Source organism: Bosea sp. AS-1 (genome assembly GCF_002220095.1).
Lineage (GTDB): Bacteria > Pseudomonadota > Alphaproteobacteria > Rhizobiales > Beijerinckiaceae > Allobosea.
This window is the reverse complement of sequence record NZ_CP022372.1, coordinates 2,791,066-2,816,114: the sequence shown is the minus strand read 5'-3', so window position 1 is coordinate 2,816,114 and position 25,049 is coordinate 2,791,066. Positions and strand designations below refer to the sequence as shown.

20 protein-coding genes are annotated in these 25,049 nt (G+C 65.6%); 10 read left to right on the top strand and 10 right to left on the bottom strand.

Annotated elements, in window-relative coordinates:
• Position 1: 1 nt before the first annotated feature.
• The 6 genes from ssb to CE453_RS15130 form a co-directional block, all read right to left on the bottom strand.
• Positions 2–550 (bottom strand): single-stranded DNA-binding protein, encoded by a 549-nt coding sequence (ssb, locus tag CE453_RS15155; RefSeq protein WP_089175349.1) that lies wholly within the window; start codon positions 548–550, stop codon positions 2–4.
• A gap of 154 nt (positions 551–704) precedes the next feature.
• Positions 705–1,970 (bottom strand): 3-phosphoshikimate 1-carboxyvinyltransferase, encoded by a 1,266-nt coding sequence (gene aroA / locus CE453_RS15150; RefSeq protein ID WP_089175348.1) that lies wholly within the window; start codon positions 1,968–1,970, stop codon positions 705–707.
• Between the two features lie 134 nt (positions 1,971–2,104).
• Positions 2,105–2,962 carry an ABC transporter permease gene (locus tag CE453_RS15145; protein ID WP_248307746.1) on the bottom strand — a complete coding sequence of 286 codons (858 nt, stop codon included), beginning with the start codon at positions 2,960–2,962 and terminating at the stop codon, positions 2,105–2,107.
• Positions 2,959–3,951 carry an ABC transporter substrate-binding protein gene (locus tag CE453_RS15140; protein WP_248307745.1) on the bottom strand — a complete coding sequence of 331 codons (993 nt, stop codon included), beginning with the start codon at positions 3,949–3,951 and terminating at the stop codon, positions 2,959–2,961. The genes CE453_RS15145 and CE453_RS15140 overlap by 4 nt, the downstream gene beginning before the upstream one ends.
• 207 nt (positions 3,952–4,158) lie before the next feature.
• Positions 4,159–4,650: a class I SAM-dependent methyltransferase gene (locus tag CE453_RS15135; RefSeq protein ID WP_089175345.1), complete on the bottom strand. Its 492-nt coding sequence runs from the start codon at positions 4,648–4,650 to the stop codon at positions 4,159–4,161.
• 189 nt (positions 4,651–4,839) lie between these two features.
• Positions 4,840–5,406: a biotin transporter BioY gene (locus CE453_RS15130; protein ID WP_089175344.1), complete on the bottom strand. Its 567-nt coding sequence runs from the start codon at positions 5,404–5,406 to the stop codon at positions 4,840–4,842.
• Between the two features lie 226 nt (positions 5,407–5,632).
• On the opposite strand from CE453_RS15130, the gene CE453_RS15125 reads away from it, so the two are divergent.
• From CE453_RS15125 to uvrA, 3 genes are all read left to right on the top strand, one after another.
• Positions 5,633–6,811 carry a pyridoxal-phosphate-dependent aminotransferase family protein gene (locus tag CE453_RS15125; RefSeq protein WP_089175343.1) on the top strand — a complete coding sequence of 393 codons (1,179 nt, stop codon included), beginning with the start codon at positions 5,633–5,635 and terminating at the stop codon, positions 6,809–6,811.
• Between the two features lie 251 nt (positions 6,812–7,062).
• Positions 7,063–8,685, top strand: a complete 1,623-nt coding sequence (locus CE453_RS15120) for an ABC-F family ATP-binding cassette domain-containing protein (RefSeq protein WP_089175342.1) — start codon at positions 7,063–7,065, stop codon at positions 8,683–8,685.
• Positions 8,686–8,897: 212 nt separating this feature from the next.
• Positions 8,898–11,819 (top strand): excinuclease ABC subunit UvrA, encoded by a 2,922-nt coding sequence (gene uvrA / locus CE453_RS15115; RefSeq protein WP_089177914.1) that lies wholly within the window; start codon positions 8,898–8,900, stop codon positions 11,817–11,819.
• A gap of 29 nt (positions 11,820–11,848) precedes the next feature.
• Here the strand turns inward: uvrA and CE453_RS15110 are convergent, their stop codons facing one another.
• From CE453_RS15110 to CE453_RS15100, 3 genes are all read right to left on the bottom strand, one after another.
• Positions 11,849–12,970: a DNA cytosine methyltransferase gene (locus CE453_RS15110; RefSeq protein WP_089175341.1), complete on the bottom strand. Its 1,122-nt coding sequence runs from the start codon at positions 12,968–12,970 to the stop codon at positions 11,849–11,851.
• Positions 12,967–15,084, bottom strand: a complete 2,118-nt coding sequence (locus CE453_RS15105; protein WP_089175340.1) for an ATP-binding protein — start codon at positions 15,082–15,084, stop codon at positions 12,967–12,969. The genes CE453_RS15110 and CE453_RS15105 overlap by 4 nt, the downstream gene beginning before the upstream one ends.
• Positions 15,085–15,632: 548 nt before the next feature.
• Positions 15,633–16,673 (bottom strand): zinc-dependent alcohol dehydrogenase family protein, encoded by a 1,041-nt coding sequence (locus CE453_RS15100; RefSeq protein WP_089177913.1) that lies wholly within the window; start codon positions 16,671–16,673, stop codon positions 15,633–15,635.
• A gap of 233 nt (positions 16,674–16,906) precedes the next feature.
• Here CE453_RS15100 and CE453_RS15095 point away from each other — a divergent pair, with 233 nt between their 5' ends.
• Positions 16,907–18,187, top strand: a complete 1,281-nt coding sequence (locus CE453_RS15095; protein ID WP_157733050.1) for an O-antigen ligase family protein — start codon at positions 16,907–16,909, stop codon at positions 18,185–18,187.
• Between the two features lie 9 nt (positions 18,188–18,196).
• Here the strand turns inward: CE453_RS15095 and CE453_RS15090 are convergent, their stop codons facing one another.
• Entirely contained in the window at positions 18,197–19,363 is a 1,167-nt protein-coding gene (locus tag CE453_RS15090) for an acyltransferase family protein (RefSeq protein WP_157733049.1), read from the bottom strand.
• Between the two features lie 238 nt (positions 19,364–19,601).
• On the opposite strand from CE453_RS15090, the gene CE453_RS15085 reads away from it, so the two are divergent.
• From CE453_RS15085 to CE453_RS15060, 6 genes are all read left to right on the top strand, one after another.
• The gene (locus tag CE453_RS15085) at positions 19,602–19,961 is read left to right on the top strand and encodes a DUF2849 domain-containing protein (RefSeq protein WP_248307744.1); all 360 of its coding nucleotides are present in this window, start codon (positions 19,602–19,604) and stop codon (positions 19,959–19,961) included.
• A 3-nt stretch (positions 19,962–19,964) separates the two neighbouring features.
• Entirely contained in the window at positions 19,965–21,635 is a 1,671-nt protein-coding gene (locus tag CE453_RS15080) for a nitrite/sulfite reductase (protein WP_089175337.1), read from the top strand.
• The gene (locus tag CE453_RS15075; protein WP_089175336.1) at positions 21,622–22,140 is read left to right on the top strand and encodes a DUF934 domain-containing protein; all 519 of its coding nucleotides are present in this window, start codon (positions 21,622–21,624) and stop codon (positions 22,138–22,140) included. Before CE453_RS15080 ends, CE453_RS15075 begins: the two co-directional genes overlap by 14 nt.
• Positions 22,137–22,343: a hypothetical protein gene (locus tag CE453_RS15070; RefSeq protein ID WP_089175335.1), complete on the top strand. Its 207-nt coding sequence runs from the start codon at positions 22,137–22,139 to the stop codon at positions 22,341–22,343. Before CE453_RS15075 ends, CE453_RS15070 begins: the two co-directional genes overlap by 4 nt.
• Positions 22,340–23,797: a siroheme synthase CysG gene (gene cysG / locus CE453_RS15065; protein ID WP_089175334.1), complete on the top strand. Its 1,458-nt coding sequence runs from the start codon at positions 22,340–22,342 to the stop codon at positions 23,795–23,797. The genes CE453_RS15070 and cysG overlap by 4 nt, the downstream gene beginning before the upstream one ends.
• 205 nt (positions 23,798–24,002) lie before the next feature.
• Positions 24,003–25,046: a sulfate ABC transporter substrate-binding protein gene (locus CE453_RS15060; protein WP_089175333.1), complete on the top strand. Its 1,044-nt coding sequence runs from the start codon at positions 24,003–24,005 to the stop codon at positions 25,044–25,046.
• The last annotated feature ends 3 nt before the right edge of the window (positions 25,047–25,049 follow it).

The window sequence follows — 25,049 nt, the reverse complement described above, 5'->3', positions numbered from 1 at the left end:
CCTAGAACGGGATGTCGTCGTCGAGATGGCTCGACGAGGAGCGCCCGCCGCCACCGCCGCCCGACATGGCCGGCTGGCGCGAGCCGCCACCGCCGCCGCCCATCGCACCGGAGCGACCGAAGGAACCGCCGCCACCCGAACGGTCTTCCATGTAGCCGCCGCTACCGCCGCCCTCGCCATATTCGTCGCCGCCGCCCTGGCGGCTGTCGAGGATGGTGAGCTCGCCGCGGAAGCGCTGCAGCACGATCTCGGTGGTGTACTTCTCCACGCCGGACTGGTCCTGCCACTTCCGGGTCTGGAGCTGGCCCTCGATGTAAACCTTCGAGCCCTTCTTGAGATACTGCTCGGCGACCTTGGCGAGGTTCTCGTTGAAGATCACGACCGAATGCCACTCGGTGCGCTCCTTGCGCTCGCCCGACTGCTTGTCGCGCCAGGTTTCCGAGGTTGCGATGCGCAGATTGACGACCGGCTCGCCGCTGCCGAGGCGACGCACCTCCGGGTCCCGCCCGAGATTGCCGACCAGAATGACCTTGTTGACGCTACCAGCCATGACAGGCTCCACTTCCTGCGCACTTCAAACACAAACCGGTCGGAATGACCGGAGCCGAACCCTATCGGCGATGCCCCCGACTATCAACGATGTTCTCTTTTTGTTCAAGAGGTTTTCCCCGACCGAATCGCAACGGCGGGCGGCCCCTTTCAGATCAGGGGCGACCGCCTTCCAGCTTGACGCCGAGCGAAGCGAGCGCCTGCCAGTAGCCGGGATAGGTCTTGCCGACACAGGCGGGGTCGAGGATCGTGATGCCGTGGAGCTTGAGGCCGGCTAGCGCGAAGCTCATCGCGATGCGGTGATCGGCATGGCTGTCGATCTGCGCCGGCAGGGTCTGCCCGGCGAGAGCCGGATCGGAGGCCACCAGGAGATCGTCCCCCTCCTCGCGGCCGAGGCCCGGCCGGATCCGCGACAGCCCCTGCGCCAGCGCCGAGACCCGGTCGCATTCCTTGACGCGCAGGTTGGCGATCCCGACGAAGCGAACCGGCGTCCGGTTGAACGCCGCGAGCACGGCGAGGGTCGGAATCGCATCCTGCATCTGCGAGCCGTCGATCACGGCCGGCAGGTTCGGGAAGCTCGCGATGATCTGGTGAGCGACCGCGTCGGGCTGGGTGAAGGCCGCTGGAGCCACGCCGAGATCGATGGCGCCGCCGGTCAGCACCTCTGCCGCCCAGAGATAGGTGGCGGCGGACGCATCGGGTTCGATCAGGAAGTCGGTCGCCTTGTAGCCGGTCGGCTCCACGCGCCATGTCGCCGGGTCCGGCTGCGAGACCGCGGCGCCGAAGGCCTTCATCGCGGCCAATGTCAGGTCGATATAGCCGCGCGCACCGATGTCCTTGCCCGTCAGGGCGATCTCGACCGGCCCGCGCCCGCAGGCGGCCGCCATCAGCAGAGCGGACACGTACTGGCTGGAGAGGCCGCCATCGATTTCCACGCGCCCGGCGGGGAAGCCACCCTGCCCTTCGATCGTAACGGGCGGGCAACCGGTGGGAGCGTTCACAGCGACGCCCAGCGCACGCAAGGCCTCGACCAGCGGCGCGATCGGGCGTTTGCGCATGTGCTCGTCGCCGTCGACGACCACCTTGCCATCGACCAGCGCGGCCGCCGCCGTGAGGAAGCGCGTCGCCGTGCCGGCATTGCCGAGGAAGAGCGGTTCCGTGGGCGGCTGCAACCGGCCGGTTCCGGAAACGACGAAGGTGGTCGCGTCGGGCTCGTCGACGACGACGCCCATCGCACGGACCGCCTGCGCCATGTAACGGGTGTCGTCGCTTTTCAGGGCGCCGGTCAGCCGGCTGGTGCCTCCAGCCAGCGCGGCCAGAAGCAATGCGCGGTTGGTGATGGATTTTGAACCCGGCGGAACCACCCAGCCCCGCAGGGGGAAGCCCGGCGGAACGATCGTCAGCGCCTCCGTCACATTCATTGTCCGCAATCCCGGTCCGTTTCGAAGCCCGCGCCCGAACGACGCGTGCACGCTCATAGCGTGGCGGGCTACGCTTGTCGCGGGCGAAGCGGCGAGCGTGCTCTGCGAGCACACCTCACCTGGCCGCGGCGGGCTCAGCCTTCCTGCCGGCGTTCGACGAAGATGGCCTGCGCCATCCGGTCGAGCAGGATCGCGAGCAGCACGATCGCCAGCCCGCCGACGAAGCCGAGGCCCGGATCGGCGCGCTGCAGGCCGAGCAGGACGACCTCGCCCAGTCCCTTCGCCCCGATCATCGAGGCGACGACGACCATCGCGAGCGCCATCATGATCGCCTGGTTGAGTCCCTGCAGGATGGTCGGCCGCGCCAGCGGCAACTCGATCAGCCAGAGCGTCTGGCGCGGGCCGAGGCCGAGCGCACGGGCCGCCAGCACGAGCTCGCCATCGACGCCGCGCAGGCCGAGCTCCGTCAGCCGTGCGAAAGGCGGCAGGGCATAGATCAGCGTCGCGACCAGCGCCGGCGCCCGCCCCAGCCCGAGCACCATCGCCACCGGGATCAGGTAGACGAAGCTCGGGATGGTCTGCATCAGGTCGTAAAGGGGTGAAAGCACCCTCCCCAGCCGTGGCAGGCGCGCCGCCGCGACGCCGAGCGGCAGGCCCAGAATGACGACGAGCAGCACCGCAACCGTGACCAGGGCCAGCGACTGCATCGCCTCGGTCCAGACGCCCAGGACGGCAAGCACCAGCGGCAGGACTGCCATTGCCAGCGCAAACCCCCATCTCCGCCGCGCGAGCCAGGCGCCCGCAGCGACGGCGAGGGCGAAGACGGGGACCGGGATATGCAGCAGGGCGGTCTCGACGGCGCGCACCGGCGCGGTCAGCAGCGCGCTGAATCCGTCGAGACTGTCACCATAGCCGGTGACGACGGCGTCGACCCCCCGGTTCACCAGCCCCTGAAGGGTCTTGCCGAAATCCGGCAACCAGCCAGGCGTCACAGGCTGGACGCGACCTTGGCGGCCACATCCGCCGGCAGCCATTTCTTCCAGACATCGGCTTCCGTCTTGAGGAAGACCAGCGCCTGCTGTTCCGGGGTCACGCCCTTCTCGCGGGCCTCGGCGAGCATCTTCGAGGTCAGGTCGCTGGTCGTGGTGTAGTTCTTCAGGAAGCCCGCGAGCTGCGGCGCCTTCTTGGCCAGCTCGACATTGGCGCCGATGACGACGCGGCTCGTCGGATAGGCCGTCGCCTGCTTCGGCGCATCGCTGGTCTTGAGCTCCTCCCAGATCTTCGGGTCGAAAGGCGGCTCCTCGAGCTTGACCAGGTCATAGGCGCCCAGCAGCCAGCTCGGCCCCCAGTAGTAGAACAGCACCGGCTTCTTGCGCTTCAGCGAGGCCTCGATGGCAGCGACCAGCGCCTCGCCCGAGCCGCCACGCGTATTGGTGAAATCCTGCGCCAGCCCGTAGACCGCCAGCTTCTTGGTGTTGATGCCCTCGCAGACCCAGCCGGCGACGCAATTGTAGAAGCGCCCCTTACCCGGCTCCTCGGGATCGGCGAAGAGATCCTTGTAGCGCTTGAGATCCTGCACCGATTTCAGGTCCGGCGCCTTGGCATCCGGGCCGGAAACCAGATAGCGCGGCACGAACCAGCCCTCATTCGCATCCGGGAACGTGGTGCCCAGCGGCTCGACCTTGCCCTCGGCCGCCTGCTTCACCCAGGCCTCGACCGGATTGGCCATCCAGATTTCCATGACGACGTCGACATCGCCGCGCCCCATGCCGTTGACCAGCGGGGCGATCGCGCCCGGCACGCGCTCGACCTTGCAGCCAAAACCCTTTTCCGCGATGGCGCTGGCGACGGCTGTGTGGAAGGCGGCGGAATCGTAGTCGAGCCCGGCGATCTTCAGCGGCCGGTCGAGCTCGCAGGCGAGGATTGGAGTGGCAAGACCCAGGCCGAGCGCGAACGCCGCGGCTCCAAGAGTGGTTTTCATCGTCATCGTTTCCCCCGCTGAACCGCGACCCGAGCCGCCGGGGCCGATCACGCAGGCGGCTCACGCTGTAACGCGAGGCCGGGGGATTTGATCCGTCGTCCCGGCCTTCCGATGCGGCAGCATCGCTCAACTGGGGCAGGAAGGCCATATCCGGTCCTGCCAGCGCCCGTCAGGACCATGCGCCTGGCATACGTAGCCGATCTTGCCTCAGGCGACGCGCCTGTAGGCGAAATACCGCCCTTCCGGAACGTCCGGAGGCAAGGCTACGGCCTCGAGCTTGTCGTGATCCAGCGCCCAGCCGCTCACGACAGTGGCCCCGATCGCGGCCAGCGCGACGATATGGGCCGGCAACCACGCGAATGCGATGACGTCCCGCTCCGGCACGCCGGTCGTGACGTCGGCATGGACGAGCACCGCCGCCGCTCCGTGCCGTTTCTCGAACGCACCCAGCGTCTCCGCCATATCGCCGACGACGAGGAACGACTCGGGCGGCAGCGAGCGCGGATTGGGCTGCGGGTTGCGCTCGAACACGTAGATATCGCGGTCCGGCAGCAGCTCGCGCAGATGATCATAGGTCCGCCCGTTGCCCAGGCCGAGCTCGAGCACGAGGCCGTCCCGCCCCTGGATCGAGGCAGCCGCCCAGTTCAAAACGGTGCGCTGCGCTTCGAGGCGGCGGATGAAGCTGTCCAGACGGCTCATGGGCTCTCGTTCCTCGCATTGCCGGCGATGAATAGGGGACCCGGCGCGGGATGCAGCCTGCGACCGCACCGGCCTTTTGGTCCACCCCCGCGAAACCGGGCATTCGTCGCGTCGCGCGTGACGAATCCCGGCACGAAAAAACCGGCAGGCCGAAGCCTGCCGGGTCGTAGGACTAAAGCGCGGGTCGGCTCAGCGACGCGGCGCGAAAGCCTTGAGCGCAGCCGCTGCGAGGGCCGACTTCAGCACGGCGCCGAGCAGGAACGGCGTGGCGCCGACCGCAATCGCCTTGGGCAGGCCGATCAGGACGGCGAGCCAGGCCACGCCGATCACGAGGCAGAGCATATTGCCGGCCAGCATCGCGGCGAAGGCGAGCCAGACCCGGCTGCCGTTCCAGCCGCGCTGGGCGAGCCAGCCGGTCAGGGCCGCGGCGAAGGGGAAGGCGATGAGATAGCCGCCCGTCGGGCCGGCGAAATAGGCCGCGCCGCCGACGGCGCCGGCGAGGACCGGCAGGCCGGCAAGGCCCTGCAGCAGCCAGGCGATCACGGTGACGGCGCCCAGCCGCCAGCCATAGAGCGCGCCGATCAGCGTCACGGCGAAGGTCTGCATGGTCATCGGCACCGGATACATCGGCACCTTGATCTGCGAGGACAGCGCCAGCAGCAGGCTGCCGACGATGACGGCGCCGGCCTGCCAGGCGAGCGAGCGGCTTTCCAGGCGCAGCGGGCTGAAGGGACGGCGGAGAGCAAGATCGGTCATGGTCGCTCCGTAGACATGATCGGCGACGGTGGTCGCGATTCCGGACGGGCCTTTTGGGCCTTTTCCCAAGGAGGACGCAAGGCCTATCCGCGCGAGGCGCGTTGGGCATCGTGCCCGCGGCGTCATGCAAGGCGGGAGTGAGAGCAATGCCGTGCCCCTGCTTGCGCAAGGCCGCGATATATCCGATTGCCTGCTACAGGCGACCTTCCCACCCCGAGGATTCCCGATGTCTCTGGCCAATGGCCGGCCGCTGCTCGCTATGCCCGGCCCGACCAATATCCCCGACCGCGTGCTGCAAGCGATGATGCGCCCGGCCGAGGAGCTGAGCTCGGACAGCATCGTCACCTTGACCGAAACGGTCCTGGCCGATCTCAAGCGCATCTTCCGGACCAGCGGCGAGACCTTCATCTACGCGGCGAACGGCCATGGCGGCTGGGAAGCGGCCTTCACCAACGTTCTCTCGCGCGGCGACAAGGTGCTGGTGCTGGAGAGCGGGCGCTTCGCCGTCGGCTGGGGCGAGATGGCGCGCTTCATGGGTGCCGACGTCGAGATGCTGCCCGGGAGCTGGCGCCGCGCGGTCGACCCCGCCGCCGTCGAGGCGCGGCTGCGTGCCGACACCGGTCACACGATCAAGGCCGTGATGACGGTGCAGATCGACACCGCCGCCGGCGTCGTCAACGACATCCCCGCGATCCGCAAGGCGATCGACGCTGCCGGGCACCCTGCCCTGTTCATGGTGGACGGCGTCGCCTCGGTCGGCTGCATGGAATTCGAGATGGACGCCTGGGGCGTCGACGTCGCCGTCTCCGCCTCGCAGAAGGGGCTGATGTCCTCGCCCGGCCTCGCCTTCGTCGCCGCCAACGGGAAGGCGCTGGCCGCCCACGCCCGCGCCGGCATGCGCAGCGGCTACTGGGACTGGAGCGGCCGCATGAACACGCTGGCCTATATGAAGCATTGCGGCACGGCGCCGGAGCATCTGCTCTTCGGCATGCGCGCTGCGCTCGACATGATCTTCGAGGAAGGGCTGGAAGCGGTCTGGCGCCGCCACGCCCTGCTCGCGAAGGCGACGCATGCCGCGGTCGAAACCTGGGCCAGCGGCCAGGCCCTGTCCTTCAGCGTCACCGAACCGCCGGATCGCGCGCCCTCCGTGACGACGATCCTGACGCCCGGTTTCGACGTCGCCACGGTCACCGACTTCACCCGTGACATCTGCGGCGTCACGCTCGGCCTGGGCATCGGCGACTACTCCGGCAAGGCTTTCCGCATCGCCCATATGGGCCATTTCAACGCAGCCGCCCTGCTGGGCACGCTCGGCGCCGTCGAGATGGCGCTGCAGGCCAGGGAGATCCCGCACGGCTCCGGCGGCGTCGCCGCGGCGGTGGCGAGCCTCGCGGAAGCGGCCTGAGGCAGGCAATCACCCGCCGTCATTCCGGGGCGGCGCGCAAGCGCCGAGCCGGGAATCCATGAACACCTACGGCCGTCATGCCCGGGCTTGACCCGGGCATCTCTTGCCGGAGATTCTCGGGTCTACGCTTCGCTTCGCCCGAGAATGACGCTCTGTCGTGTTCATGGGTTCCGAGCTCAGGCCTGCGGCCTGCCCCGGAATGACCGGCGGCTCCATCCAGATCAAGCAATCATACCGGCGACCCAGCACCCATGATCCGGCTCGAAAACATCAGCAAGCAGAACGGCAAGCAGATCGTCTTCATCGAGGCCTCCGCGGCCTTGCAGAAGGGCGAGAAGATCGGCCTCGTCGGCCCCAACGGCGCCGGCAAGACCACGCTGTTCCGCCTCATCACCGGCGAGGAAAGCCCCGACGAGGGACAGGTCTCGATCGATCGCGGCATCACCATCGGCTATTTCAGCCAGGATGTCGGCGAGATGACCGGGATGAGCGTCGTCTCGGCCGTCATGGACGGGGCCGGACCGGTGAGCAGTGTCGCGGCCGAACTCGCCGCGCTGGAGGCCGCCATGGCCGATCCCGACCGTGCCGACGAGATGGAGGAGATCGTCCTGCGCTATGGCGAGGTGCAGGGCCGCTTCGAGGAGCTCGACGGCTATGCGCTCGACGGCCGCGCCCGCGAGGTGCTGGCGGGTCTCGGCTTCAGCCCGGCGATGATGGAGGGCGATGTCGGCGCGCTGTCCGGCGGCTGGAAGATGCGCGTCGCCCTCGCCCGCATCCTGCTGATGGCGCCCGACGCCATGCTGCTCGACGAGCCGTCGAACCATCTCGATATCGAAAGCCTGATCTGGCTGGAAGAATTCCTGAAGGGCTATGAGGGCGCGCTCCTCATGACCTCGCACGACCGCTCCTTCATGAACCGCATCGTCGGCAAGATCGTCGAGATCGACGGCGGCGCACTCACCACCTATTCCGGCGACTACGAATTCTACCAGCAGCAGCGCGCGCTGTCGGAGAAGCAGCAGCAGGCGCAGTTCGAGCGCCAGCAGGCGATGCTGGCCAAGGAGATCGCCTTCATCGAGCGCTTCAAGGCCCGCGCCTCCCATGCCGCGCAGGTGCAAAGCCGGGTGAAGAAGCTCGACAAGATCGAGCGCGTCGAGCCGCCGAAGCGTCGCCAGACCGTGAAGTTCGAGTTCCAGCCGGCGCCGCGCTCCGGCGACGACGTGGCGGGCTTGAAGGGCGTCGCCAAGCGCTATGGCGAGAAGGTCATCTATGACGGCTTCGACTTCCAGATCCGCCGCCGCGAGCGCTGGTGCGTCATGGGCGTCAACGGCGCCGGCAAGTCGACGCTTTTGAAGCTCGTCACCGGCACCTCGGAGCCCGATACCGGCATCGTCACGCTCGGCGCCGGGGTCAAGCTCGGCTATTTCGCCCAGCATTCGATGGAGATTCTCGAGGGCGAACGCACCGTCTTCGAGACGCTGGAGGATGCCTTCCCCCAGGCCAATCAGGGCTCGCTCAGGGCGCTGGCCGGCTGCTTCGGCTTCTCGGGCGACGATGTCGAGAAGCGCTGCCGCGTGCTCTCCGGCGGTGAGAAGGCGCGCCTCGTCATGGCGCTGATGCTCTACGATCCGCCGAACTTCCTCGTCCTGGACGAGCCCACCAACCACCTCGACATCGCCACCAAGGAGATGCTGATCGAGGCGTTGGCGGCCTTCGAGGGCACCATGCTCTTCGTCAGCCACGATCGGCATTTCCTCGCCGCCCTGTCGAACCGGGTGCTGGAACTGACGCCCGAAGGCGTCCACGCCTATGGCGGCGGCTACACCGAATATGTCGCGCGGACGGGCCAGGAGGCGCCGGGATTGAGGCACTGACGGGGGCGCCCGCTGTTCCTGCCATCCCCTGTCAGCATCGCTCCTGGCGGCCTCCCGTCCGGGCCGTCCCGCATGCTAGACATTGCCGCTGCCCGGAGGACCGGGCTGGTATGGCGCGACAATTGCCCTATCTCTAGGCCTTCTCCGATACGGACGCCCCGATGGCCCGCAAGACCGACACCGCTGCTGCCCAGGCTGCTGCGCTTGAAGACATGTTCGACCGCAACCGCACGGCCGACCCCAACAGCCGCGCCATCACCGTGCGCGGCGCGCGCGAGCACAATCTCAAGAATGTCGATCTGGCGATTCCGCGCGACAAGCTCGTGGTGTTCACGGGGCTCTCCGGCTCCGGCAAGTCCTCGCTCGCCTTCGACACGATCTATGCGGAAGGCCAGCGCCGCTATGTCGAGTCGCTCTCGGCTTATGCCCGCCAGTTCCTCGAGATGATGCAGAAGCCCGATGTCGACCAGATCGACGGGCTCTCTCCCGCCATCTCGATCGAGCAGAAGACGACCTCGAAGAACCCGCGCTCGACCGTCGGCACGGTCACCGAGATCCACGACTATATGCGCCTGCTCTGGGCGCGCGCCGGCATTCCCTATTCGCCCGCGACCGGCCTGCCGATCGAGAGCCAGACCGTGCAGCAGATGGTCGACCGGATGGTCGAATTGCCGGAGAAGACGCGCGGCTATCTGCTCGCGCCGGTGGTGCGCGGCCGCAAGGGCGAGTTCAAGAAGGAGATGGCCGACTGGCTGAAGCGCGGCTTCCAGCGCGTCAAGGTCAATGGCGAGTTCTACGAGATCCCGGACGCCCCGGCGCTGGACAAGAAGTTCAAGCACGATATCGACGTGGTCGTGGACCGCATCGTCATCCGGCCCGATCTCGGAGCCCGTCTCGCGGATTCGCTTGAGCAGGCGCTGGAGCTGACCGACGGCATCGCCGTCTTCGAATATGCCGACGAGAAGGAGGAGAACGGCGAGGCCAAGCGCGTCACCTTCTCCTCGAAATTCGCCTGCCCCGTCTCCGGCTTCACCATCCCCGAGATCGAGCCCCGGCTGTTCTCGTTCAACAACCCGTTCGGCGCCTGCCCGGTCTGCGACGGCCTCGGCCACGAGATGCGGATCGATCCGGACATGATCGTGCCGGACCATTCGCTGACGCTGAAGAAGGGCGCGATCGCGCCCTGGGCCAAGTCGACCTCGCCCTATTACGGCCAGACGCTGGAAGCGCTCGCCAGGCATTTCGGCTTCTCGATGACAAAACCCTGGTCGGAGCTGCCGGAGAGCGCGCAGAAGGCGATCCTGTTCGGCACCGGCAGCGAACCCGTGCGCATGGCCTACAATGACGGCCTGCGCAGCTACGAGGTGAAGAAGCCCTTCGAGGGCGTCATCACCAATATGGAGCGGCGCTGGAAGGAGACGGAGTCGGATTGGGCGCGCGAGGAGATCGGCCGCTTCATGTCCGAGACGCCCTGCGCCGCCTGCAACGGCTATCGCCTGAAGCCCGAGGCGCTGGCGGTGAAGATCGGCGGCCGCCATATCGGCGAGGTCTCGAAGCTCTCGGTCAAGGACGCGCTGGACTGGGTCACCGCCCTGCCCGCCCGGCTCTCGAAGAAGCAGAACGAGATCGCCCCGCGCATCCTCAAGGAAATCCGCGACCGGCTGACCTTCCTGCTCGATGTCGGCCTCGAATACCTGACGCTCGCCCGCGCCTCCGGCACGCTCTCGGGCGGCGAGAGCCAGCGCATCCGCCTCGCCAGCCAGATCGGCTCGGGCCTCACCGGCGTGCTCTATGTGCTGGACGAGCCGTCGATCGGCCTGCACCAGCGCGACAACGAGCGGCTGCTCGGCACGCTGCGGCGCCTGCGCGACCTCGGCAACACGGTGATCGTGGTCGAGCATGACGAGGACGCGATCCTGACGGCGGACTATGTCGTCGATGTCGGCCCCGGCGCCGGCATCCATGGCGGCGAGATCGTCGCCAAGGGCACGCCGCAGGACATTCTCGACGACCCGAATTCGCTCACCGGCAAATACCTCACCGGCGAGATGTCGGTGCCGGTGCCGCCGAAGCGCCGCAAGGCGCAGAAGGGCCGCAGCCTCAAGATCGTCGGCGCGCGCGGCAACAACCTCAAGAACGTCGATGTCGAGATCCCCCTGGGGATGTTCACCTGCATCACCGGCGTCTCCGGCGGCGGCAAGTCGACGCTGGTGATCGACACGCTCTACAAGGCGGTGGCGCGCAAGCTGAACGGCGCGATCGAGCACCCGGCCCCGCATGACCGCATCGAGGGGCTGGAGCATCTCGACAAGGTCATCGACATCGACCAGTCGCCGATCGGCCGCACGCCGCGCTCGAACCCGGCGACCTATACCGGCGCCTTCACGCCGATCCGCGAATGGTTCGCCGGTCTGCCGGAGGCGAAGGCGCGCGGATACCAGGCCGGGCGGTTCAGCTTCAACGTCAAGGGCGGCCGCTGCGAGGCCTGCCAGGGCGACGGCGTCATCAAGATCGAGATGCACTTCCTGCCGGATGTCTACGTCACCTGCGACGTCTGCAAGGGCAAGCGCTACGACCGCGAGACGCTCGAAGTGAAGTATCGCGACAAGTCGATCGCCGACGTGCTCGACATGTCGGTCGAGGAGGCCAAGGGCCTGTTCAAGGCGGTGCCCTCGATCCGCGACAAGATGGAGACGCTGGCGCGCGTCGGGCTCGACTATGTCAAGGTCGGCCAGCAGGCGACGACGCTCTCGGGCGGCGAGGCACAGCGCGTCAAGCTTTCCAAGGAGCTGTCGAAGCGCGCCACCGGCCGCACGCTCTACATCCTCGACGAGCCGACGACCGGCCTGCATTTCCACGATGTCGCCAAGCTCATGGAGGTGCTGCACGAGCTGGTCGACCAGGGCAATTCGGTGGTGGTGATCGAGCACAATCTCGAGGTGGTGAAGACCGCCGACTGGGTGATCGACATGGGCCCCGAAGGCGGCGACGGCGGCGGCCAGGTGGTGGCCGAAGGCACGCCGGAGGACATCGTCCGCATCGGCAAGGGCCACACCGCGCGCTTCCTCAAGGAAGTGCTGGAGCGGCGGCCGATCAAGAAGGGCAAGACGGTCGCGAGGCAAGCGGCGGAGTAGGTCAAAAAGAAGGCCTGGAGGCGCTGAACTCAAATATCAGCGTTTACCCACGGCCGCGCGCGGTCAATCGACCGAACGACACGGCGCGCAATTGTTTCCGCGAACAAGCAGGGCAAGGCGTTTCCAATAACCGAGCAGGCCGCATCAATCTTGTCCCCGACAAATTTGTAGGAAGCAGGGAAGGTTTGAAGCAGCGCCGCCTCGCGAAGTGAAATCGTCCGCAACTCGTCCGGGTGGCCAAAGCGACCTTTACTCGGCGAAAGGCAGCCCGCGGTAATGGTAGACGATGGTTGATCCCATACCATGCGCCCGTACGTATTAACGAACCCGTGGTCGCGGTCTCGATGACATTCAGGGCGAAGAGTCTTGGGCAACATCCCACGACTCTTGCCCGGTAAAGCATGTCGAAGTCGTTCGAGGTTATCTTTCCCAAGCTTACGAATGATGTGCCAATCGGCTGTATGAAAGCCTCCGTTTGCCATGGCTTCGTCGATGCGGACGGGCTGAGAGTTAATCGTTAGCGCATCCCGAAGTGTTCGCCATTGCGGAAGCCCGTCACGTCCGTGTTGGGAGTGGGTCGGATCGGGCATCGGGATAGAGAACCCTTTACCAGCGAGCAAAACGAGGCGACGTCGTGTCTGAGGGACGCCATAGTCTGCAACTTGCAGAACCGACCAGTTGACGAGGTAACCATCATCCTCAAGGTCGCTAATCAATGCATCCAGCAGCGGTCGGCCACGCCCGGCAAGGCCGGGAACGTTCTCTAGCATGAGTGCGGCCGGTTGTAATTCACGCGTAATCCGCCCAACCTCGCCAACCAAGAAGTTGCGAGGGTCCGCTTTGTAATCAGACCTGTGATATTTCGTCGTGAGTGTCGAGAATCCCTGACACGGTGGACAGGCTGCGAGAATGTCCACGCGCCCCGACGCACTTGCCGCGAGCAGTTCTTGCCCCGATACATCCCGCACATCCTTGCGGAATAGTTCGACATCGGGATGGTTTGCCGCAAAAATCGACGCCGCGTAGCGATCGAGTTCAACCGCCGCGACAGGAATCACTCCGGCGTCTCGGAGGCCTTGGGCTAAACCTCCACCGCCCGAGAACAGCTCCACCGCTGTAGGTTTAAGAGTGATATTTGCAATTGAATTCATGGGGACTGCGTAATTTTAAGACCAGCCTCCTCGAGACCGTCTAGAAAGTCTTGATGGACCATTTTGGAATGATCCAATACGACATCCCATCTTATCAGCTCAAGTTTATTTTGAGCTTTAAGCTGGTCAAATGCCAGTTGATCTCGCTGACTGAGCCTCGCGCCGTCCGCGACGAGAGTAATTTTATAAGACTTGACCTCTGCCAGAGCGGTCTTGTTGCTATCGTCGGCAAAAAACTCGTCGAACGCATCCACATATCGCAGCAGTCGATCAAAATCAGTAGCGTCAAAATTGTGAAGCGGCTTCTTGATCTCGACGATCTGCAATGGGCCTTGAATGCCAAGAAGCACGAAATCAGGACGCTTGGTTGGATGAGCGACAGCCGACAGCACCACTTGGGTCTTTAAGCGGTCGCTCAAGAAGCGCTCCAGCGAGTCTCGAACACTTCGGAGCGACTTATTTTCGGAGATTGGCGTCCACTCAGGACGTATCAGCCAAGGTGCTTCTTCAAGAATCTTCTGAAGTTCTGCCTCATCAGATGCCGGCGTGGCATGCACCAGCCCACGAAACTGCTCGATAATGCGAAGGCGCTTCTCGGCTATTGTGCCCAAAGTCATGCTCTCGGCCAATTTCGCGCGGGAAAGGATCGAAGCAACCACGCCGATATTGACCTTGTCGCTCGATTCGGCCGCGCTATTCAGCTCTTGTGACAGCGCTAAATGCGGAGCAAAAGCCGAGGCTAAAGTCACGACCTCACGAGCAGCCTGTAGGTCGGCAGCCTCCTCAGGATTCATTTTGCGTGCAAACGTCTCTACAATGCTACGAGCGCGTTTGCGTATGTCAACTTGATCCTTATCAGGAAATCTTCTGTCTAGCTCTCCGCCGATGTCAATCGTCTTATTAAACAAGTCGAGCGTGTTCTGAGCGGCAGGGCGCCTTGCCGTCCGTCCGATCTCCCTAATGACCTCTTGGCCCCAAGTCTTAAAAGCCGTGCCCACATCGCTCGACCATTGAATATTCTGGCGATCAGTGTGGATGAGATCTTCTTCTTCATCGAGCCAATCGCAGTACAATTCACCAATTAAATACGATTTTACTTGATATTCCCCATGGAATCCAGAAGCCATTTCAAAGCTAAGCGTCTGCGCAGCAAATTTCTTGCGGCAGTAAATGCGGATACCTGCGGCAATATCACTCTTGACCGGGTCCTTCGAGTAGCCAACCCAGCCAACGATCGGGTAGTACTTACCTTCAAACCAAAAGCCCGCCTTAAGTGCTGTGGCTTCGCCCATTTCATGCGCCGCCGAGTATCCATTCTCATCATCCCGGGCGAGTGTTGGCTCAGGGCCCCTGAAGTTGAACCGGGTCGCAGGCATCTGCGGGAGGTCAAGCGGTTGAACAAAGCTCGTGACGGCCGGCGACATAAGGTTATCTATAAGGCCGACCTTGAAGCTGCTTTCATCAAGCAGGTTGCCGAATCGCTGCGCGATCTGCTCTGAAAGAGTCTCGACCTCAGGGACGCGCCGGGTCAGGAAATCGCGAAGAATGATAGTCGTGCCGCGTTTATCCGTGTAGGTTCTGTCCCGGTCGCCGGGATCGGGCTTGTAGTCGAAATCATCGAGTTGGCCTGTTATCTTGTCATAATTCAAGATTACGTGGCTCACACGGTACGGCTTCGACGGATCGAGCGGCGTTGCTCCAGAATCTTCACCAGCACTCACTATCTCGATAGTCTTGCAGATTCCGAACGGCGCCAGCTTGCCAACGCCTTTGCGCCCCATGACCGGCCTTCCCCCTGGACTGACCTCGCCCCGTGCGTCCGTCCGCCGATCTGAGCCCACAACGAGATAGTAGTCATTCAACTGGTTCGGCGTCATCCCAATACCAGTATCTTCGACCCGTATTTCGTAGCCCTTATCGACGATCTGCCCTCCCTTCCGAGTCGCCAGGAATTCGCCTGTCGGCGCTCTTACGATGACCTCCGCCGCGTCTGCGTCGTAGGAGTTAGAGACCAGCTCGGATATCACTAGCGCAACACGATCGTAGAGCTTTACGCCGAGTTTATCGATCGTCTTCCGGCTAATCCGGAGAACGTAAGGCGTCTGGTCGTCCAATGTGGCGGCCCCCGTAGATTCTCGCGATTATGACCAAATTCCACCAGGGAGCTAGTAGGCTACCCACAACTTATCCCCGCCCCTCGTCACCCGCATTATCCTGCCCTCGCCCATCACCCAAACAGGGCGGCCGTCCGGAGGTATGCTGGAGGTTGGGTGAGGGTCGGCGCCTGCGGGCGGGGGTTACGCTCTGCTCCCGGGAGACTTCGGGGCACCGCCCTGGGGATACTACGGTCCCTGCGCGAGGAGCCTCGCTAGGAGAGGCGGCGCGGCGGTTGCGGCTGGCGGAAGAGCGACGACCCGATGAGGGGAACTGGCTCGTGACGCCCGTCCATGACCGTGCAAGCCGCCCAACGGAAGCGCGGCCTGAAGTCTGCAAGAACGCCGAAGGCGGAGCGCCACGGGGCGTGCGAAGGGTGGCTCAATCCCTTCGCCCGCATCCTGGCTCAACGGATGCGGTCACCACCAACGCGCCTCGCGGCGCTCCGCCAGCCCCGTCATCGCCAACGCCCGGCGGCTCCCGCCGGGCGCGGATCGGCATGGGCGTGTCAGAACCGGTCGATGATCGTCACGCCCGTGCCCTCGAAGCGGTCCATCGCCATCAGGGCGGGGATCGATTCGGCGAGATCGATGCGGCGGCCGACGAGTTGCTGCGGGGTGAGCTTGCCGGCGCTGATCATGTCGAGCATCGCGCCATAGCGATGCGCCTGCACGCCGTGGCTGCCGAGGATTTCGAGCTCCTGGGCGATGACCTGCGCCATCGGGATCGGCGGCGTCGCCTGCTCCGCCAGCAGGAGCCCGACCTGGATATGCTTGCCGCGCTTGCGCAGGTTCGCCACCGAGTTGAAGCAGGTCTGGGGGTGGCCAAGCGCATCGAGCGAGACATGGGCGCCGCCGCCGGTGGCGTCGCGCACGGCGGCGACGACATCGGGTTGCGACTTCGCGTTGATTGTCACCGCGGCGCCGACTTCGCGGGCGAGCTTCAGCTTGTCGTCGGAGATGTCGACGGCGACGACATTCGCGCCGAGCGCATTGGCGATCATGATCGCGGAGAGGCCGACGCCGCCGCAGCCATGCACCGCGACCCATTGCCCGCCCGTGACCTTGCCCTGGTCGACCACGGCGCGAAATGAGGTCACGAAGCGGCAGCCGAGGCTGGCGGCGGTGGCGAAGTCGATCGCGTCCGGCAGGCGCACGAGGTTGAAATCGGCCCGGTCGATGCGGACATATTCGGCGAACGAGCCCCAATGGGTGAAGCCGGGCTGGAACTGGTCGTCGCAGACCTGCTGGTTGCCGGAATGGCATTGCGGGCAGGAGCCGCAGCCGGCGACGAAGGGCACGGTGACGCGGTCGCCCTCGCGGAAGCGCACGACGCTGCGGCCGACCGCGGCGATGACGCCGGCGAGCTCATGGCCCGGCACATGCGGCAGGCGGATATCGGGATCGTGGCCGACCCAGCCATGCCAGTCGCTGCGGCACAGGCCCGTCGCCTCGACCTTGATGACGACGCTGTGTGGCTCCGGGGTCGGGTCCGGCAGGATGCGCAATTCGGGAGCCTGCCCGAAGGCTTCGTAGACGACGGCTTTCATGGGACGGGCCTCCTTGGTCTGGCCCCGTGTCATGGGCAAGGCCGGCGGCATCGTCAATTGCGGCGGATCGCCGTTCGGGCATCTTCGCGCCGACGGGGCGGCGCGGGATGACGGGCTCTTAACGAGCCTCTGGCATAGGATCGGCGTAGGCGGCCGGTTCGCAGGGTCGCGAAGGGCCGGAACGTCGCGACGCCATGAGCCAGACGGGAACGATCGCAGAAGCTGGGGATGTCATGCCAAAGAGCGCCGAGCGCCTGCGGCGGCTCGCGCTGATGCTGTCCGGCTTCGGGCTCTTCATCCTGATCCTGACGCTGCAGCCGTTCTCTCCGCCTGCGGAGGCGACAACGTCCGACGCGCCCAATACCGGCAATCTCGTCAATCAGGTCGGCTATCTCGCGCTGGGCGGATTGTATCTGGCGGCGATGCTCAGGCTGACACCACGGCCTGTGCTGGCGCGGCTCGGGCTCGGCACCTGGCTCGCCATCTTCGCCATCGCTCTGCTCTCGACCTTTCAGGCGCTCGACCAGGCCAGCTCGATCCGGGGCCTCCTGCTCGGGGCGATCGCGCTGATCGTCGTCGGTGGGGTGCTGGTATTGCCGGAGGACGAGCCGGGTTTTGCCGTCGCCGCCGTCAATGCCTGCCTTGCGGTGCTCATCCTCGTTTATGGCGTGTTGATCTTCGCGCACCAGCTCGCGGTTCACGGCGCTGAGGGTGCGGAAGGCGTCCATGCCGGCGAATGGCGCGGGCATCTCTCGCACAAGAACTTCGCCGCGCCGGTATTTTCGATGATGGCAATGATCGGGATCTATGGCTGGCGAAGCGGGCTGAGATGGCGTGGCGGACTCGTCGTCGCGCTCTGCCTCATCTTCGTGATCAACAGCGGCTCCAAGACGACGCTCGGCTTCCTGCCGATCGCGATCGGGCTCGTCCTGTTCGGCCGGATCACCGGCAGGCCGGGGCTCGCGATCGCCCTGCATCTTCTGATGGTGGCGGTGATCGCCTGCCTTACCGTCGGCACGGTGATGTCGCCGCAGTTGCACCAGATCGGGGCGGCACTGATCCCGGACCCGACCTATACGGGGCGCGACGAGATCTGGAAGTTCGCCCTCTCCCGGATCGCGGAACGCCCCTGGTCCGGATACGGCTATGCCAGCTTCTGGCAGACGCCGGTCGTCACCGGGCTGGAGGAGAACTACGAAGCGAGCTGGGACGTGCGCGGCATCGGCTCGGGCCACAACAGCTATCTCGACGCGATGCTGATGTTCGGTATCCCGGGCGCGGTCGTCACCCTCTGGCTGCTGATGATCCGGCCGTTGCGGAACTACCTGACGGCGGCGCAAAAGCCCGCCGGCAAGAGGCTTGCCGATCTCTTCGCCATGATCGTGATCTTCATGACCTATGTCGGGATGCTGGAGAGTTTCCTGCTCAACCGCTCCGACCCGCTCTGGACCCTGTTCGCGCTGGCGGTGATGGGGCTCGAACTGCTGCGACGGATGCGGTTGAAGACGGGTTGACGTGGCCGGTCATTCGGCCGGCAGCATGACCGGACGAGACACGCGGCGCCAAGGCTTCTGGCCGAGCACATAAGGCTTCACCGCCAGGAAAGGTTTCTCGATCCAGAGCCAGGAGAACAGCGCGAACAGGACGACGAGCGGCGCCGACACCGCGAAGAGCACGAGCCCGCTGCCGTGGACGAAATCGACCTGGCTGACCAGCGCCTGCTGGATCGGAAAGCCATAGAGATAGATGCCGTAGGAGACGTCGAGCTTGCGGATGCGCTCCGGCAGCCTGAGCGGCAGGAGCCCGAGATAGACCACACAATAGGTCAGGAAGGGTGGCACGAGGAAAGAGAGCTCGCGCGGCGCTGACATCAGGCCGATCGACGCCAGCAAGGCGACGGCGCACAGGCTCCAATGCATCTTCAGCCGGTCGCGCCATTGGAAATAGAGGCAGCCGACCAGGAAATAGAACACCACGACGGTCCAGTGGTAATTGCCTTCGGTGACGCCGAAGCCTCGCTGATAGGCAGCGACCGTCGCGGCGAGGACGATGCCGGCCGATAGCACCGCGAAGAGAACACGGCGGCGCAGAAGGCCCACGGCGATCATGACGGACATCGCGATGTAGCAATAGAATTCGGGCTTCAGCGTCCAGAGGTTCTGGTTGACCGTGTTCGCGACGGGATTGGTCTCGAACACGCCGGGCAATTCGAAGCGGATGCGGCCGACGACATTGCCGAAATACTCCCAGAACCGGACATCCGAGACATAGTCGCGCAGCGCCCAGGTCGTCAGCAGCGGCCCGAGCACCAGCGCCGAGAGCGCGATCTCGACGAACAGCGCGGGGACGATGCGGATGGCGCGCAGGGTGATGAACGGCCGCACCGCGCCAGTACGCAGCGCACTGCCGGTGACGAGGAAACCGCTGAGGGCAAAGAAGGCCGGGACGAGGCTGAGCAGGAAAAGGCCGTGCCAGCCGGTCCAGTCCTCGCCCGTATCGGCACCGGCGACCCAGCAGGAATGGACCGCGAGAATGGTCAGCGAGAGGATGAGGCGCAGCGCGTTGAAACCAGGCCCCTCGCCGCCATTGCGATCGAGGATGTCCCCCGCACTGGGCAACGATGCGAAAAAGCCGCCGGAACGCCCCGCGCGCATCGGCTCAATGTTCGATTTCAGGACGTCGCGTGTCATCTTCGGCCATTCCGCATCCAGGCCGAACCGCTCTTGCAAGGCCTGCGCCGGGATGGCCGCAAGATGAATTTACTCCAGTTGAATGGTAATTGAGAAAAACACGCTACTTGATGTGAATTGATGCGGCGGAGCCTCTGCTTTATTTTGCTCGTTCGGAAAAACGAACGTAGCGGATGCAAGCCTTGGTGCGCCTGAAAGTCTTCGACCGCCCTGCCAAGCTCCGCCAGCCGGAGATCGCATGATGGCTGCCGTGGCCAAGCGCGTGCCGCTGCCGGCGATCCTGCTGGCGAACGATCTGCTCGATGGCGATGTCGTTTTCGCGACGGCCGATGGTGCAGGGTCGCTGAGCTGGACGCGGGATCCGGCGCAGTCCCTCGTCGCCGGCGACGATATCGCAGCCGATCGTCTCGAAACCTTCGCAGCCGCCGAGCTCCGCGGCAACAAGGTCGTCGACGCCTATCTCGTCGATGTCGCGCTCGAGAGCGGCGGCCCGGTGCCGCGCCACTTCCGCGAGCGCTTCAAGACGCTCGGCCCCAGCAACCGTCCCGATCTCGGCAAGCAGGCCGGCGAAGGCATTGCCTCCGCGCCCAAAGGTTGAAGCATGTATCGCTACGATGAATTCGACGAGCGTTTCGTCCGCGAGCGGGTCGCGCAATTCGCCGACCAGGTTTCCCGGCGGCTCGACGGCTCGCTGACCGAGGACGAGTTCAAGCCGCTCCGGCTCAAGAACGGCGTCTATCTCCAGCTCCACGCCTATATGCTGCGGATCGCCGTGCCCTACGGCACGCTGAATTCCCGGCAATTGCGCCAGCTCGCCCTGATCGGCGAAAAATACGACCGCGGCTATGGCCACTTCACCACCCGCCAGAACCTGCAGTTCAACTGGCCGAAGCTGCGCGAGATCCCCGAGATCCTCGGCTTGCTTGCCGATGTCGAGATGCACTGCATCCAGACATCCGGCAATTGCATCCGCAACGTCACCGCCGACCACTTCGCCGGCGTCGCGCAGGACGAGATCGAGGATCCGCGCCCGACGGCCGAGCTGATCCGGCAATGGTCCTCGGCCCATCCCGAGTTCAGCTATCTGCCGCGCAAGTTCAAGATCGCCGTCACGGGGGCGGACGAGGACCGGGCCGTCACCAAGGCGCACGATATCGGCCTGCGCCTGCGGCGGCACCCCGACACGCATGAAATCTGCTACGAGGTCAGCGTGGGTGGAGGGCTCGGCCGCACGCCGATGATCGCCAAGGTGGTCCGTGACTACCTGCCGAAGCAGGATCTGCTCGCCTATCTCGAGGCGATCCTGCGCGTCTACAATCTCGAAGGCCGGCGCGACAACAAATACAAGGCGCGCGTCAAGATCCTCGTCCACGAGATCGGTGCCGAGGAGTTCATCCGCCGCGTCGAGGCCGAATTCGCCCAGCTGGACGGCCCTTCGATCAATGCCGACCCGGAAGAAGTCGCGCGCATCGCCGCCTATTTCGCCCCGCCCGCCTATGAGGCGCTACCTGCGATCAGCAACACGCTCGAAGCGGCGAAGGCCGGCAACCCGGCCTTCGCGCGCTGGGTCGAGGTCAATACAACGCCTCACAAGGTGCCGGGTTACGTAGCGGCAACGGTTTCGCTGAAGCCCCTCGGCCAGGCGCCGGGCGATGCCAGTTCCGCGCAGATGCGTGCCGTCGCGGACCTCGCCGAGCGATACTCTTCCGACGAGCTGCGCGTCACCCATGCGCAGAACCTCGTGCTGCCGCATGTGCGCCAGCGCGATCTCTTCGCCATCTGGCAGAAGCTCGGAGAAGCAGGGCTGGCCGAGGCCAATATCGGCCTCGTCACCGACATCATCTCCTGCCCGGGCCTCGATTACTGCGCGCTGGCGACGGCGCGCTCGATCCCGATCGCTCAGGCGATCCAGCTGCGCTTCTCCGACGAGGCCCGCCAGCGCGAGATCGGGCCGCTCGGCATCAAGATCTCCGGCTGCATCAATGCCTGCGGCCACCATCATGTCGGCCATATCGGCATTCTCGGCCTGGAGAAGCGCGGCATCGAATCCTACCAGATCACGCTCGGGGGCGACCCGAGCGAGAATGCCGCGATCGGCGAGATCCTCGGGCCGGGCCTCGCAGCCGAGGATGTGCCGGACGCCATCGAGCGCATCGTCGCGGTCTATCTTGCCGAACGGCGCGACGGCGAAAGCTTCATCGACAACGTCCGCCGGATCGGGCTTGCGCCCTTCAAGGCGGCCTTCCAGGAGGCGCCCCGTGCCGCTGCTTGACCGAGATGGAGCCCGCGAGAACGGCTGGACCCGTAGCGAGAGCGCGGCGGCCGACAACATTCCGGCCGCAATCGTTCCGTGGGAGTTCCTGGTCAAGGCGCTCGACCGGCAGGGGTCGGGCCAGAGCATCGGCGTCCTCATCCCGAACAATCTCGCCGTGTCGGAGCTGGCCCCGCTCCTGCCGCGGCTGGCCCTCGTCGCCATCGCCTTCCCAGCCTTTGCGGACGGACGCGGCTTCAGCCTCGCCCGACAGATCAGGCGGGCAGGCTTTACCGGCGAGTTGCGCGCCACCGGCCCGCTGACCGCCGACCAGTTCGCCTATGCCCTCTCCTGCGGCTTCGACACGATCGAGCTGCCGGAGGCGAGCGCGGCGCGCCAGCCGGTCGAGCAATGGCTGCGCGCCAGGGACGCGTTCAGCCGGACCTATCAGCGCGGCTATGGCGCAACCGGTCGCAATGTCCTGGACCAGCGGCGCGCGGCCCGCGTTGCGGCGGCGAGCCGATGACCGCGCCGACCTCGAGCAAGGACGACAGCCTGGCGAGAGAGGCCAATGAACTCCTGTCGTCCGCCGAAGCGGGTGGCACCCGTTGGCTCGATCTATGCTTTCGCCTTATTGTCCTCGCGCTCGCGGCGTTGTGGCTGCTGATGCCGCCCACCGACGGGGCGCATGTGGCGACGGACGGAAAGGCGATAGCGACCACCCGATGAGCGATAGACGCCCCGAAACGACTGCACGGCGCATCGAGCCGCTGGCGACCTTGCCGCTGTTCCACACGCTGGAGGGGCGCAAGGTCGTGCTGGCCGGCGGCAGCGAAGGGGCGTTGTGGAAAGCGGAGCTGCTCGCCGCGGCAGGAGCCGAGCTGCACGTCTTCGCCAATGGCGAGGCCGGCAGCTTCGCGGCGCTGGCGGACGACCCGGTCGCCCGACACATCCATGTCCACGCCCGCAACTGGCGGCCCAAGGACCTGGCGGGAGCTGCGCTGGCCGTCGCCGATCTCGACGACCCCGACACGATTCGCGCCTTCGTCGCCGCAGCCCGCGCTGCAGGAGCGCCGGTCAACATCGTCGACAAGCCGGAATTCTGCGATTTCGCCTTCGGCGCGCTGGTCAACCGTTCGCCATTGGTCGTCGCGGTCTCGACCGACGGAGCCGCACCAGTCTTCGGCCAGGCGATCCGGGCCAAGATCGAGGCGCTGCTGCCGGCCGGGCTGAAGAGCTGGGCGCAGGCCGCCACGGATTGGCGCCCGTCGGTGCAGGCGCGCGAGCTGCCCTTTGCGCTGCGCCGTGCCTTCTGGGAGCTCTTCGCCGGCAAGGCGATGGCCGAGCCAGAGCGCGAGCCCACGCAGCAGGACGCGGCCGAACTCTTCGCGAGGCTCGCCGACCTCGAAGCCGCCCATGACGGCCGGGGCCGGGTCACGCTGGTCGGCGCCGGGCCCGGCGATCCGGAGCTGTTGACGCTCAAGGCCATCCGCGCGCTGCAGAGCGCCGACATCATTCTCTATGACGATCTCGTCTCGCCTGGCGTGCTCGAATTCGCCCGGCGCGAGGCAAAGCGCATGCTGGTCGGCAAGACCGGCTACGGTCCTTCGGTGAAGCAGGGCGACATCAACGCGCTGATCGTCTCGCTCGCCTCGCAGGGCAAGCACGTGGTGCGGCTGAAGGGCGGCGATCCCGGCATCTTCGGCCGTGCCGGCGAGGAGATCGAGGCTTGCGAGGCCGCCGGCATCCCGGTCGCGATCGTGCCCGGCATCTCGGCGGCGCAGGGCGCGGCCGCCTCGCTCGGCCTGTCGCTGACCCATCGCGACCATGCCCGGCGGCTGCAATTCGTCACTGGCCATTCGCGCAAGGGCGAACTGCCGGACGATCTCGACTGGCGCGCCATGGCCGACCCCGCAGCTTCGACCGTGATCTACATGGCGCGGGCCACCCTGCCCGGCTTCCGCGAGAAGGCGCTCGCGGCCGGGCTCGATCCGCAGACTCCGGCCGTGGCCGTCCTCTCGGCAACGCGGCCCGACGAGCAAAGGGTTGCCGCCACGATCGCGACATTGCCGGAAAGGCTCTCGGAACTTTCCCAGCCCGGCCCCGTTCTGGTCCTGCTGGGCCATGCCTTCGGCGCAGCTTTGGTCGCGGCCAAAGAAGCGGTAGGTCGCCGCCGCGCCTGAGCGCGGCCGGAACAGGAATCCGGCCGTATATCCAAAGACAAATGCGGGGAGATGCATGTTCTCTCCGGCATCAAATCTTTGGAACGGGATCGCTGCCCGGCCCGATTGTAGCAAGATCGAGATTTCAGTACGTTTCGTTTGTTATTCAGAACGCGGCAAAGCTTTCAGATGGGAAGCTCTGCCTGGATCGCAACGGAGCCCTGACATGACACGACCCGTGTTTCGCCGCCTGCTTCGGGCCGGACTCGTTCTGGGAGCATTCACGGTCTGCTTCGGCGTCGTGGCCGGAGCCCGTGCGCAATCGACCGAGCTCCTCAACGTCTCCTACGACCCGACGCGTGAGCTCTACCGCGATATCAACGCCGCCTTCCTGGCCGATTGGAACGCCAAGCACGCCGACAGGAAGATCGCGACGATCCGCCAGTCGCATGGCGGCTCGGGCGCGCAGGCGCGCACCGTGATCGACGGCCTCAATGCCGACGTGGTGACGCTGGCACTGGCCGGTGACATCGACGCCATCGCCACACGCTCGAAGAAGCTGCCGCCCGACTGGCAGAAGCGCCTGCCGGACAATTCGGCCCCCTATACCTCGACGATCGTCTTCCTCGTCCGCAAGGGCAATCCGAAGGCGATCAAGGACTGGGGCGACCTGGTCAAGCCCGGCGTCCAGATCATCACGCCGAACCCCAAAACCTCGGGTGGCGCCCGCTGGAACTATCTCGCGGCCTGGGGCTATGCCGAAAAGGCCTTCAACAAGGACGAGGCCAAGGTCCGCGACTACATCGCCAAGCTCCTCGCCAATGTCCCGGTGCTCGACACCGGCGCACGCGGCGCGACCACGACGTTCACGCAGCGCGGCATCGGCGACGTGCTGCTGGCCTGGGAGAACGAGGCCTTCCTGGCGCAGAAGGAGTTCGGCGCCGACAAATTCGACATCGTCGTGCCGAGCCTGTCGATCCTGGCCGAGCCGCCCGTCGCGTTGGTCGACGGCAATGTCGACGCCAAGGGCACGCGCGCCGCGGCGCAGGCCTATCTCGAATTCCTCTACACGCCGAAGGCGCAGGCGATCATCGCCAGGAACTTCTATCGCCCGCGCAACCCGGAAGCCGCCGACCCGAAGGACCTCGCCAATTTCCCGAAGCTCGATCTGCTGACGATCGACAAGGATTTCGGCGGTTGGGCCAAGGCGCAGCCAGCCCATTTCGGCGATGGCGGCACCTTCGACCAGCTCTACAAGCCGGTGCGGTAAACC